The sequence below is a fragment of the Methanohalobium sp. genome (genome assembly GCF_046546175.1).
Classification (GTDB): Archaea; Halobacteriota; Methanosarcinia; order Methanosarcinales; family Methanosarcinaceae; genus Methanohalobium.
Map to the genome: position 1 here is coordinate 20,645 of NZ_JBKGYF010000010.1, position 13,395 is coordinate 34,039.

The 13,395-nt window shown below is 38.9% G+C and carries 12 protein-coding genes and 1 tRNA gene; 2 read left to right on the plus strand and 11 right to left on the minus strand.

Going from position 1 to position 13,395, the window contains the following annotated elements; all coding sequences use genetic code 11:
• Positions 1-3: 3 nt before the first annotated feature.
• From ACLFMM_RS02175 to ACLFMM_RS02200, 6 genes are all read right to left on the minus strand, one after another.
• Entirely contained in the window at positions 4-1,170 is a 1,167-nt protein-coding gene (locus ACLFMM_RS02175) for a tyrosine-type recombinase/integrase (RefSeq protein ID WP_410807077.1), read from the minus strand.
• An 80-nt stretch (positions 1,171-1,250) separates the two neighbouring features.
• A tRNA-Thr gene (locus ACLFMM_RS02180) sits at positions 1,251-1,322 on the minus strand.
• A gap of 55 nt (positions 1,323-1,377) precedes the next feature.
• Positions 1,378-2,391, minus strand: coding sequence for a class I SAM-dependent methyltransferase (locus ACLFMM_RS02185; protein ID WP_410807078.1), 1,014 nt, complete (start codon positions 2,389-2,391; stop codon positions 1,378-1,380).
• 18 nt (positions 2,392-2,409) lie between these two features.
• Positions 2,410-3,021, minus strand: coding sequence for a LysE family transporter (locus tag ACLFMM_RS02190; RefSeq protein ID WP_410807079.1), 612 nt, complete (start codon positions 3,019-3,021; stop codon positions 2,410-2,412).
• 124 nt (positions 3,022-3,145) lie between these two features.
• Complete coding sequence (locus ACLFMM_RS02195; RefSeq protein WP_410807080.1) at positions 3,146-4,165, minus strand: transcription initiation factor IIB; 1,020 nt, start codon at positions 4,163-4,165, stop codon at positions 3,146-3,148.
• 66 nt (positions 4,166-4,231) lie between these two features.
• Positions 4,232-4,492: an H/ACA ribonucleoprotein complex subunit GAR1 gene (locus tag ACLFMM_RS02200; protein ID WP_410807081.1), complete on the minus strand. Its 261-nt coding sequence runs from the start codon at positions 4,490-4,492 to the stop codon at positions 4,232-4,234.
• 405 nt (positions 4,493-4,897) lie between these two features.
• On the opposite strand from ACLFMM_RS02200, the gene ppdK reads away from it, so the two are divergent.
• Positions 4,898-7,558 carry a pyruvate, phosphate dikinase gene (ppdK, locus tag ACLFMM_RS02205; RefSeq protein ID WP_410807082.1) on the plus strand — a complete coding sequence of 887 codons (2,661 nt, stop codon included), beginning with the start codon at positions 4,898-4,900 and terminating at the stop codon, positions 7,556-7,558.
• A 110-nt stretch (positions 7,559-7,668) separates the two neighbouring features.
• Here ppdK and ACLFMM_RS02210 read toward each other — a convergent pair whose 3' ends face one another.
• From ACLFMM_RS02210 to ACLFMM_RS02220, 3 genes are all read right to left on the minus strand, one after another.
• Positions 7,669-8,187, minus strand: a complete 519-nt coding sequence (locus ACLFMM_RS02210) for a hypothetical protein (RefSeq protein ID WP_410807083.1) — start codon at positions 8,185-8,187, stop codon at positions 7,669-7,671.
• Positions 8,188-8,201: 14 nt separating this feature from the next.
• Entirely contained in the window at positions 8,202-8,621 is a 420-nt protein-coding gene (locus tag ACLFMM_RS02215; protein ID WP_410807084.1) for a DUF22 domain-containing protein, read from the minus strand.
• A 125-nt stretch (positions 8,622-8,746) separates the two neighbouring features.
• Positions 8,747-9,226 carry a PH domain-containing protein gene (locus ACLFMM_RS02220; RefSeq protein WP_410807085.1) on the minus strand — a complete coding sequence of 160 codons (480 nt, stop codon included), beginning with the start codon at positions 9,224-9,226 and terminating at the stop codon, positions 8,747-8,749.
• 117 nt (positions 9,227-9,343) lie between these two features.
• Here ACLFMM_RS02220 and ACLFMM_RS02225 point away from each other — a divergent pair, with 117 nt between their 5' ends.
• Positions 9,344-10,021, plus strand: a complete 678-nt coding sequence (locus tag ACLFMM_RS02225; RefSeq protein ID WP_410807086.1) for a TrkA C-terminal domain-containing protein — start codon at positions 9,344-9,346, stop codon at positions 10,019-10,021.
• Positions 10,022-10,040: 19 nt separating this feature from the next.
• On the opposite strand, the gene thsA is transcribed toward ACLFMM_RS02225, so the two are convergent.
• Positions 10,041-11,699, minus strand: a complete 1,659-nt coding sequence (gene thsA, locus ACLFMM_RS02230; protein WP_410807088.1) for a thermosome subunit alpha — start codon at positions 11,697-11,699, stop codon at positions 10,041-10,043.
• A 329-nt stretch (positions 11,700-12,028) separates the two neighbouring features.
• Positions 12,029-13,395: (Fe-S)-binding protein (locus ACLFMM_RS02235; protein ID WP_410807087.1), on the minus strand; the 1,367-nt coding region annotated here is incomplete at its 5' end.

The following is a 13,395-nucleotide window of genomic DNA, read 5'->3' on the forward strand; positions in this document are numbered from 1 at the left end:
TTATTAACCTCTAACTTCATCTATTTTTTCCTGTACAAGTTGATTCAGTTCACTATCAGACATCAATAACTGCATGACATCTGTAACCTTCTCTTTCTTTTCATCTATATCAATTGCACTTTTTGTATCCAGGGCTCTTCCACAGTTAGCACAAAAACTGGATGTCGGACCATTGTTTTGTTTACATATCGGACATACAGTATTAACCAGTTGAGGACTCTTTTCCTCTTCCTTTTGAACACCATGCATCTGTAGTATAGCATCATCAACATCATTTCCTGAAAGATGGATATAAGTTCTTGGCATTTCAGAACCATTATACCAACCAAGGTGGTCTTCCATTTGAGCTTGCGTCAAATAGTTGGCAAGCTCGGTTGCCCTGCTGTGGCGGAAAAGGTGATTATGTACACGCTTTTTTATACCTGCTCTTTTGGCAGTAGTTTTAATTAACCTTCGGAATGCATCATAACCTATTTGTTTATCGTTATTTCTTTTAGTAATATCAATCCATAAAGGAGCATCAGGGTCATCTTTCAGAGGATGCATGTTCATCCAGTAACTGAGATATGGTACACTATATATTATTCTTACACGTCTTGGACCTGTCTTTCCATCTACCATCAACTTCGCACCATAACGGTCAAAAGTCACGTCTTTGAATCTCAGATTACCTAACTCAGATATACGGAGTGCTGAATCATACAAAACCGAAATTATCGCCTCGTCCCGTGGATGGTTCGCAGCGGTAATCATTGCCTTGATATCATCAGTGCTGAGTAATTCTTCAGGCATTTTTTTGTTCATACCTTTTTTGGGAACTATCCAAGCCGTCATTTGAGGGTCAGTGCCATCATTTAACCATCTAAAAAATCTTTTAATCACGTATTTATAGTCATGTTTTGTCCAATTGCTTCTATTAGACCTTTCAATTCCGCCTACCAACAACTCGATATCGTCTTTGGTCACGTTTGTAAATTCGATACCCTGAAGCCAGTTAGAAATGATATTGAGGGTATTAACATACTTTAGAACCCGGGAAGTTTCATAACCTCTTATAAAAAGATGGTTTTCGAACTTGAAAATGAGTTTTTTGTTATTTTCAGGGTAATCTGCTTTCTGTACTCGTTCTTCTGCCCTTTTTAGATATTTTTCATGTTTGTAAATACCCATGTTCCACCACCATATTTCACATAATATATATTTTTTAAGTTCTGGCTGTGGGGACATGGGGATTAGGATTCACATACTTAAGCCGCCGGGGGGATTCGAACCCCCGACTTGCTGATTACGAATCAGCCGCTCTGCCACTAAGCCACGGCGGCGTTTTGATATTCATCATCCCAATATCGATGTAACAATTTAACAATTTCGCCTTAATTAATTGACCTTTACATCTATACATATATTGAATTCATGGGGTGCATAAGACCTTACCACCCTTTTATTAACAACTTCGATTTCTCTTCCATAACTTTTAGCAGTGTTTTCTATAAGTTCCAATGATGTATCAAAGAGGTCATTTTCAGGGTTTATATCATAGTAATGAATTATTCCGCCTAATTTTGTAGTTCTGACAGCTGTACCCAGAAAATCTTCTGCACTATGAGGTAAATTCATTATTACATGGTCGGCAGTGCCTGCAAATTTCAGTGCCTCAATATCAGCATCACCCTCAACAGTCACTACATTGTTCACAGAATTCAATTCAATGTTCCTGCGTAAAAATCGTATTGCTGATGGGTTTTTATCGATTGCAATAACCTCTTTGGCTTCTGTTTTTTTCGCAACCAGAATACTGTATGGTCCCACACCAGCAAACATATCCACAACTGCATCTCCTGAACTTATCTGTGATAAAACCCTCTCACGTTCTGTTGATAATCTGGGGGTAAAATAAGCTTCTGCAATATCCACTGCATACTTGCATCCATGTTCCTTGTGAATGGTTTCGGTCCGGTTTTCACCTGCAATTACTTTCACGTTTCTGACCCTGTATTCACCACCTACCGGTGCAATCGTCCCAAGAACAGTTTTGATATTGGGATGGACTTTTAGAATTGTGTCTGCGATTCTTGAGGATTCGGGTTCATTATCTGAATCAATAACTGCTATATCACCTACTATTTCATAATGTGGAACATAACCCAGCAAGTCCTCAAAAGTAGGTTGTTTTTCCATTAGTTCAAATTCGTAATCATCAACATTAATATCTTCTAAGATTTGTTTAAGTTGTAATAACTCCTGTATTGCTGGTTCCCTTAAAACCGGGAAATACAGGAAAACATCATCAGAAGATATTTTTGCAGATGCATCCAGTATACCCTGTTCTATAAGTATGCGCCTTATAGGTTCACCCTTTTTCTTTGGTACCTGTATCCCTTTTTGCTTCATGTTCTACCCTTATTAATCTTAACCTATAACAAACCATATACCGAACATAATCAGGAAAATGCCACACATTCTCATTATCCACTCATGTGTTTTAGCCGAAATAAGTTGTTTACCACGGCTAAAAGAAGTGGATACTGCACTATACCATCCAAGGTCTGCCATCCAGTGACCAACTACAAAAAATATAGCTCCCATAATACCTGTTTCAAACCCACGAAGCACAAGAGCACTTCCTGCTGTAAACCACCACATCCAGAAATATGGATTTGAAGCAGATGTAATTACACCTGAAATAATTGGACTGGTTAATATATCACTTGAACTGCTGTAAGAATATGTATCATTCACAGGGCTTTTAACGGTCATCACACCAAATACCATGAGAGCAAATCCACCTACTACAGAAATAATTGAAAATAAACTATCATTTATAATAGAACTCATCCCAACAATAATTAGCAATGTTATAATAGACTCTATCAATGCATGTCCAAGTACAATCTCTGGACCCGCAGTCCACCCTTTTTTGAACGAGTTTTCAATGGTTGCAAAAAGCATAGGACCTGGGACTATTGCACCTGTAAGCCCAACTCCCAACCCTATCAAAAACATATCAAATGTTCCCGGCATTGTATACATATTACAGCACAGTGGAATCTAATAAGTTGTCCTTAGTATTATAAAATCAGCGCAATCGATAAAAAAACTCAAAGGCAAATGACTTAACTTGATTTACCGTTGCCTTTGAAAAAATTTAGAGAATTATTTCAATATCCAATTCTTCAGACAGTTCTTTATATCTGTTACGTATGGTTACCTCTGTTACACCTGCTACATCGGCAACTTCACGCTGGGTTCTCCGTTCCCCGCACAGAATAGATGCGATATAGATGGCAGCAGCTGCGACCCCTGTTGGTCCTCGACCACTTGTAAGTTCCTTCTCTGAAGCCTGTCTCAGGATTTCAACACCCTTTGACTGAACTTCACCTTTTAACTTAAGACCTGAACAGAATCGTGGGACATAGTCGATAGGTGAAGTAGGCATGAGTTTTAGTGATAGTTCCCTTGAGATGAAACGATAGGTTCTTCCAATTTCCTTTCTGCTTACCCTTGAGACTTCACCGATTTCATCCAGGGTTCTGGGTACACTGCACTGTCGGCATGCTGCATACAGAGCTGCAGCTGCAACACCTTCGATACTCCTTCCACGTATCAGGTTTTTGTCCACCGCCTTGCGGTAAACCACTGCAGCAGTCTCACGCACAGTTCGCGGTAAACCAAGAGCTGATGCCATACGGTCCAGTTCTGATAAGGCAAAAGCAAGGTTTCTTTCGGTAGCATTACTTACACGGATTCTACGCTGCCATTTCCTTAATCTGTACAGCTGTGCTCTGTTCTTGGATGAAATCGACTTACCGTAGGAATCACGGTTTCTCCAGTCAATCATTGTGGAGAGGCCTTTATCATGTATGGTATAGGTCATGGGTGCCCCTACTCTGGAGCGTTTCATCCGCTGGTCATGGTCAAATGCCCTCCATTCAGGACCCTCATCAACCAAATCGGTATCAATCACAAGTCCACACTCTGAACACACCAGTTCTGCACGTTCATAGTCCTGTTCAAGGTTGCGACTACCGCATTCCGGACAATTTGTAACTGAAGATTCAGTTTCAGAAGATTTCTCCTTCTCTTTTTCCTTACGTGCTTTTATCATTTCACGTATTTTTTCACGTTCTGAGGTATCGGAATACCTGACTCTTTCTACTTCAACCATTAAACATCACCTGTATACCAGCAACACTATATTTTTGAACACCAACAACCTGCCAACATACCAACATTATTTAATATACACTCTTTCATTTACATAATTTTGTAATTCAGAATTAGTTATTTTATTGGAAACCTTGATAACCACATATGGCCGGCTGACTGGTCCAATGATATCATTTATTTTTCCTACCGGCTTGACCGCTTTATTTAAAACAACGGAATTAATTTTAGGCGCTTTTTTGAATGCATCAGTGGGTTTCAATTCATCCATTCGAACGATTATGTTGTGATTTTTTGAAAGATGTGATACTATTCCTAATTTTTTCATGTTTGATTCAAACAAGATAGATGTATATAAATAAATTTGTTACTATTTATAATGGCATCTTATAATATATAAAAATATCGTAAGGGATTTAAAACTTGCTATTTATCCTATAAAAAGTTTGATTTTTTAGAGACAACATCACGAAGGTTTCAGATATAGATTTAACTTTTACTAACAATATTAAATGTCAGTTTTTTATATAAAAGTTTCGTAAAGAGTATATAACCCAATATCGAAATACAAAAAAATATGTGTTAACAAAAAATACAGTAATGCATTTAAAACAATAAAACCACAACCTTATATAAAATAAATAAACTATCCTAGCGAAATAACCTATAACTATTAAGTCAAATATTACGGATTTATAGATAAAATAGAGATATTTCCCATGGAGGAAATTTGGTGACTGATAAAAAATTTGTGTATTTTTTTGGAGATAATCAGACTGAAGGCAGCAATAAGATGAAACATCTACTTGGTGGTAAAGGTGCCAATCTTGCTGAAATGGCAAACCTTGGAGTTCCAGTACCTCCTGGATTCACAATATCAACTGAAGCTTGTGTACTGTACATGAAGAACAATGATTACCCAGATGGGATGTGGGAGGAAATAGATAAAAATATAGATAAACTGGAAAAATCCACCGGTAAAAGATTTGGAGATCCTGATAACCCATTATTAACCTCTGTTCGTTCAGGAGCTCCTATTTCCATGCCCGGTATGATGGATACTGTGTTGAACTTGGGTTTAAATGATGATACTGTTAAAGGGCTTGCAAAAAAAACAGACAATGAACGGTTTGCCTACGACAGCTATCGACGATTTATCATGATGTTTTCAGATGTTGTACTCGGTATTGACACCAGCGAATTTGAGAACCTTATCCAGCAAAAGAAAGATGAACTTGGTGTCACCGAAGATACAGAATTAGATACTGAAGCAATGAAAGAACTAGTAGACAAATTCAAAGCTACATATAAAGATAAAACCGGTTCTGACTTCCCACAGGAAATAAAACAACAGCTTCAAATGTCTATCAACGCTGTTTTTAACTCATGGAATAATGACCGTGCTAAAAAATACAGACAGTTGAACAAGATTTCAGATGAACTGGGAACTGCTGTAAACGTTCAGGCCATGGTATTTGGAAACATGGGAGAAACATCAGGAACAGGTGTCGCCTTTACCAGAAATCCTGCAACCGGAGAGCAGGAATTCTACGGTGAATACCTGACAAATGCACAGGGTGAAGATGTAGTAGCAGGAATAAGAACTCCAAAACCCATAAAATCGCTCAAAGAAAACATGCCTGATGTCTACAGACAACTCGATGATATTACCCAGAAGCTTGAACAGCACTACAAGGATATGCAGGATATCGAATTTACCATTGAAATGGGCACCCTCTATATGCTTCAGACCAGAAACGCAAAACGTACCGCTGCTGCAGCTTTAAAAGTTGCTGTTGACATGGTCAATGAAAACCTTATTGACAAGAAAACAGCCATTATGAGACTTAAACCCAGTCAAATCGACCAGGTATTACATCCCATGATTGACCCAGAATCTGAACTGGACCTGCTGTCAACAGGGCTTGCAGCATCACCAGGTGCAGCCGTTGGTAAGGTGGTATTCAGTGCAGAGCATGCCGAAGAAATGGCCAACAAAAACGAAGATATAATACTGGTACGTACAGAAACATCACCTGAAGACATAGGAGGCATGCATGCAGCCAGGGGTGTGCTCACAGTACGTGGCGGAATGACGTCCCATGCAGCTGTAGTTGCAAGGGGCATGGGCAAACCCTGTGTATGTGGATGTGACGGAATAACCATTGACATGAAAAAAGGACAATTTACTGCCAAGGGATATACTGTAAAAGAAGGTGAATGTATATCCATTGATGGATCTGAAGGAAAAATCTATATCGGAGAAGCAGAACTTAAAATACCCACAGTCAGTGAAGAACTTGAAACGATGCTCCAATGGGCTGATGAGGTCAGAAAACTCAAAGTACGAACAAATGCCGACACACCTGAAGATGCTACTCTCGCCCGTGAATTCGGTGCCGAAGGTATCGGACTTTGCAGAACAGAACATATGTTCTTTGGTGATGACAGAATACCTGTGGTCCGGGAAATGATCATGGCTGATAATAAAGAAGATAGGGAAAATGCCCTGCAAAAACTTCAGCCCATGCAAAAGGATGATTTTCTGGCTATATTCCGTGCAATGGATGGTTATCCTATCACCATACGATTGCTCGACCCTCCATTACATGAATTTCTACCAAAATACGAAGAACTGATAGAAAAAGTAAAAAAACTTGAATCAGAAGGTGGAAGTCAAGAAGAAATAGATAAGGTTAATAATTTACTCAGAAATGTAAGTGCATTAACAGAAACCAATCCCATGCTCGGTCACAGGGGATGCCGTCTTGGTATAACTTATCCAGAAATCTATGAGATGCAGGTAAAAGCTATAATAGAAGCAGCTTGTGAGCTCACCTCTGAAGGCATGAATGTTATACCGGAAATTATGATTCCACTGGTATCAAACGAAAAAGAACTTGATTTTGTGAAGAAAACTGTAACCCAAACAGCTGAATCAATAATGAAAGAAAAATGTATAGATATTAGTTATCTGTGCGGTACCATGATTGAGTTGCCAAGAGCTGCCCTGACTGCAGATAGAATCGCAAAGGGTGCAGAATTCTTCTCGTTTGGTACCAATGATTTGACCCAGACAACTTTTGGGTTCAGCAGGGATGATGCAGGCAAGTTCTTACCCTTATATATCGACAAAGGAATACTTAACAATGACCCGTTTGCGGTGCTTGATCAGGAAGGTGTCGGTGAACTGATGAAGATAGGGATTGATAAGGGTCGAAGTTCACGTCCGGATATAAAAATAGGTATCTGTGGTGAACATGGAGGAGACCCCGAATCAATCAGGTTCAGTTATGAAGCTGGATTGAATTATGTAAGCTGTTCACCATACAGAGTTCCTATTGCAAGATTAGCTTCAGCTCAGGCGGTATTGCAGGAAGAAGAGGAGGACTGAAAAACCTACTGCGGGTATATTCACCCTCAGTAATTTATTTTTAAGAGGGTGAAATCCCAGTTTAATTTTTGACTGATAAAGTGCTATCAGTTGACAAAAATAAAAAATGGTTAACCCGTTTTTGGAGAATAGTATTTTTTTAGAAGTGTTTCGCAGTTTGAGCAAGATACAACAAACCAGTTGCCCACTTCACATGTTCTAAACTTGTTAAACAACGATGAACTGCAATTTGGACATTCATAATAATTTCTAAGATAGTAAAGATAAAATTCAGGGTTGTCCTTAAGCCATTCAAGAACCACATTCATATTTTCGAAATAACGCTTTTTGGATGAATGTTCTGAATATTCCATTGCAGTTATCGTCCGATTTGATTTCCTTCTTGTATAACTGGATGAATCTTCCAATATATTATTATAATCAGATGTAGGTTTGCCTGTTAGGTATAGATGACTAACAAAGCCATCAAAATCTTTTGATTTGTTGTTATTAAATGTGTTTATGAAGTAATCTGTCATAATATCTTCGAGTATGTCAGCACATGCAGTACATATATTGTAGCTTTCATATTGTTTGGAATCCTGTACATCACCACATATTGTACATGTTCCATAAAGTGGTACTATCATTTTATTTCCTCCTATTATTCAACCCGCCGTAGTTTTGTTGCTTCTCTTGTAAACATTACAGGAAAAAGGTTCAGAATACCAAGAAGGTCACCTTTTCTTATATGTCCAGTTTCTTGACCTAGTATATAGGCTGTATTTACCAATCTCTCATCTTCCACAGGTTTACACCCACCTTTTGTACCTATTTTAAGCACAGAGGCAACTGCATGCTGTGAAAAAACACATGGCATTGCAACCATATCAGGTTCTATAAGAATTTCTTTTACTGGTATTTTTTTATACTCCCCTGCCCTGATATCAACATCCCCATCTGCTACGATCATTTCCCATTTTGCACGGGTCTCCATAGTAAATTCATATGGTGATGCTTTTACCTTTGTAGATTTCAGTTCTCCATTTTTACGCGATACTACATGAACGATTTCTGATGACATCCGATCACCAGGTTAATATGTGGGTTATTTTGTATATATAGTTTTCTAGGATCTATCATGAATAATCATTATATCAATGAATAAGGTTACAAATACAAAAAACTGAATGATTAAATTTTAACTACTTATTCCGAATTTTCTCTTATTATTTCGTTGATTGTATGTGCCTGTTCCATCGATGAGCCCTTGAGGTTTATGGTGTATTCTTCATTGCAGGTGACAAAAGTAATCTGTAAATCTCTCAGGAACTCTCTTATCAAAAATCCGATTACAAATACAGAACCACCTGTACCCATGATTACAAAACCAGATTTTGAAAGTATATCCATCGGATTGTAGTAACCGGATATTAAATACGATAAAAGTCCGATTAACAATATTAATGGACCAATCCACAATAGCCAGTAGTAGTTTTTATAACCAGCGATTATAGATGAGATGTGTGCATAGGAAATATCTTTAAAATTTTCTTTTTTGTTTATTAGCCCTGTAGGTTTTAAAGATATAATCCTTTTGTTTGTGAAACCGATTTCAGTTATCATCCGGGTTTTTATTTTGTACAAAACTTCTTCATCATCTGTCAGGTATTTTTCAAATACACTCAATATAACACCTATTTTATATTTTCAAAATTATACTATATAAATTGAAGACTTAATAAAAATGAATCATTGGAAAAATTAAATAAACCAGAATGGTAAATATCACAATGGGATTCTCTAATGGCTGGGTTTTTTTATTTTTCCTTTACTACATTACTGGTAATATTTATTTCCTTTCTTATTGTAAGGGGTGCATCCATCGCTCTGATGCTTACTGGTCTTGACCAGAAAAGGTCCAGATTTCAGGCGCTATCAGCTTTCACAGGCACCGGTTTTACAACAAAAGAAGCAGAATTAATTGTAAACAACCCCAGAAGACGGCGAATTATAACTTGGCTCATGATACTGGGTAATGCAGGAATAGTAACAGTTATTGTGACCATGACATCAACTGTGGTTGTAAGTGAGGGTATCCAGATACCTATAAACGTAATCATTATCCTTGTTGGTATAATGGTTGTTTACAAAATAGCAACACATGCCGGTTTTTTGCAAAAATGGGATGTATTTATAGAAGACAGACTTTTAAAGACTACACAATTTGAGGAGGAGGCAACTGAAAGACTGCTCCATCTTCTTGAAGGTTATGGGTTGATAAGGGTGATTATAAATGATGAATCCTCTTTTGTAGGAACACCATTAAATGAACTGAAATTATCTGAAAAAAATTTGCTGATACTTGGAATAGAACGTAGCGGTGACTGGATTCCAGTTCCCAGTTCAGATGTGATTATAAAAGAAAAAGATAGACATGTGGTATATGGACCACTTAATCTCTTAAAATCCACTTTTGGATAATAAATAGATGGGTGGGAATTTACATTCCCATTGGCATTCCGCCACCCATTCCGCCCATGGCGGCTTCTTCGGATCCTCCGCCTGATTTCTCGCTTGTGGCGACAACATCATCGATTCTGAGAATCATGACTGCAGCTTCAGTTGCTGCATTGATTGCCTGGGTTTTGATTCTCAGTGGTTCGATTACATCATTGTCCCACATGTTTACGATTTCACCGTTGTGGACATCAAGTCCTGCATATTTGTTTCCTTTTTCATGCTGGGAACGAAGTTCTACAAGTTTGTCGATTGCATCAAGACCGGCATTTTCTGCCAGTGTTTGTGGTATGATGTCAAGAGCTTCAGCAAATTTATGTGCAGCAAGCTGTTCCCTTCCTTCAAGTGATGCAGCGTAGTTGTACAATTTCATTGCAAGTTCAACTTCTGATGCACCGCCACCGACAACAACTTTACCATCCTCAACTGCGACACCGACTACACGCAGAGCGTCATTTAATGCGATTTCAAGGCTGTCTACCACGTGTTCAGTACCACCATGCAGAATTATTGAAACGGATTTCTGTGATTTACAGTCAGTGACGTAGGTCATTTTTGTGCCGCTTACATCCTTTTCTTCAACATTACCGGCAGAACCGAGGTCTGATTCACTGATTTCATCGATATCCTGCACAATGTTGGCACCGGTTGATTTGGCAAGTCTGTCCATGTCACTCTGTTTCACTCTTCTAAGTGCAAAGATTCCCTCTTTCTGCAGGTAGTGCTGTGCAAGGTCATCAATACCTTTCTGACAGAATACAACATTTGCACCACTGTTGATGATTTTATCAACCATGTCTTTAATCATCTTTTCTTCCTGGTCAAGGAACTGCTGCATCTGATCAGGTGATGTAATTTTGATTTCAGCATCCATTTCAGTCTTCTGGAATTCTATTGGTGCACTCAAAAGCAGTACCTTTGCATCTTCTACTCTTTTTGGCATATTGGTATGCAGACGCTCTTTATCAATAACGACACCATTGATGAGTTCAGAATCTCTCATGCTTCCGCCTGCATGTTTTTCAATTTTAATCTCATCAGTATCAACAGACATTCCGGATTCGGTTTCTTCAGAAACAGCTTTTACAGCATCAACTGAAAGCTGTGCCAGTGTGTCTTTGTATTCTTCACCGCCTTTACCGGTAATTGCGGTAGATGCAATCTTCTTCAAGGCATCGGTGTCATCAGGGGAAACATCGACAGCTATTTCATTTATGTATTCGGCTGCTTTGTCTGCTGCATTCCTGTAACCTGCAGCGATTATTGTTGGATGAACTCCATCATCGATTAACTCTTCAGCTTTTTTGAGTAATTCTCCAGCCAGAACAGTTGCACTTGTTGTACCATCACCGACTTCATCATCTTGGGTTTTGGCAACTTCCACAATCATTTTGGCAGCAGGGTGCTCAATATCCATTTCTTTAAGAATAGTAGCTCCGTCGTTAGTGATTACAACATCACCCATAGAATCGACAAGCATTTTGTCCATTCCGATAGGACCAAGGGTAGTTCTTACTGCATTTGCGACTGCTTTACCAGCCATTATATTGTTACTCTGTGCATCTCTTCCTTTGGTCCTCTGGGTACCTTCACCTAGTATGTATATAGGTTGTCCGTTTGGTGCTTGTCCACCATATTGCATTTGTCCAGCCAATTTATAACCTCCATAGGGTTTAATGATTATATTTAAATAAAATTTTAAATCAATATAATCAGATTATTTTTTTGTATTATCCAAACAGGGAAGTATCCCTTTATTTTGGTTCTAAGTTTTGTGGATGTAAGAGGTTCTATATAAATCTAGTCAATATAAATTAAACAAAAAAGAAGGAAAACGCCGGAAGAAGCTGAAATATCAGTTCTTTTTGATGTATTCAATCATTTTTGGAGTAAGATATGGTATTAACTGAGGCAGCATATTCGGCATCAGATTTTCCATGGCTTTTGGCATCAAATCCGGCATTTGTTCCTTTATGTGGTTAGGCATAGGAACTCGTTTTCAACAGCCTTGAGCGTACTCGGCATGACTTTCGGCATAATGGACGGCATCAACATCGGTATCATTTTAGGCATCATAGGTTTCATCAGAGAATCCATACCGGGAACATACTTCACTGACCCCATCATCGGTTTAAGATAAGAAGGCATGGCTTCCATCATTTCGGGCATGAGTTCTTCCATCATATCAGCCATGTTCTGTGGTTGAAGCAGCTCGATCATTTTATCGAAAGTTACCCATGCATCAAGGGTGTCCCGTGTGGAATCTGGGATGTCGTATCCAAGGCTGCGGGCTACAATCGCACCAAGGTCCTGAATATCCATGTCGAGGTTGTATTCATCCACAGCAGTCCTGAACTGTACAAGGCAGCATGGACACAGAGAAGCAACTACATCTGCATTGACATCCTTTGCTTCATCAAGACGGATATTGGCAACTTTGTGTGCAACAGGTGGATCTGCAACAAGAGTCATTACAGATCCGCAGCAGTGAGCTTCATCTCTGTTGTTTTCAAGTTCTCTGAATTCAACTCCTGGCACAGATTTAAGTAGTTCTCGTGGTGGCTCATACACACCACCGGCCCTTCCTATATGACAGGAATCATGCCAGGTAACGACCTTGTTCAACGGTTCTTTAAGTTTGGGTTTTAATACATCCAACTTTTCAACCAGAACCTCGGAATAATGTTTGACATCAAAGCTGTATTCGATACCAAGTTTTTCAGCCCATTCAGGATATACATCATGCCACATCATCCAGCAGGCAGGACATGATGTAATTACAGTTTCAACTCCCTTGTTTTTCATGTTGGATATGTTCATCCTCATAATTTTCTTAAACACATCCCATTTACCAGCCATGAGCATCGGAATTCCACAGCATGATTCCTTTTCGCCAAGTACTGTGAAATCGATGTCAGCATCATCCAGCATCCGGGCTGTTCCGACTGCAATGTCCTTTTCAACAAAAGAAGCTGTACATCCTGCAAAGTATCCGTTCCTGGATTCATCACTTATTTTCTCTTTCAGGTCATCAGGAATCCAGTCTGCCCTGTTCTTTTTGTAATTAGCCCAGATGTTTCTCTCCTTTAGAAGGCTCTGAGCCATGATTTCAAAAGGTGGTATGGTCATCAGTTCCTTTTCCTGAACAATCTTTGGTCTCAATTTCCTCCATGATTGTTCAATCGGCATACTGAGTTCGCATCTGGTATCACACATCTCACACGTGGTACATGCTAAGAAAGTGTGAGCTTGCTCCTGATCAAGTTCTTCTCTGCCTGCCAGATATTCCTTGATGAAAAACCATTTGCCTCTTGGTGACTGTGATTCCGCACTCCTAA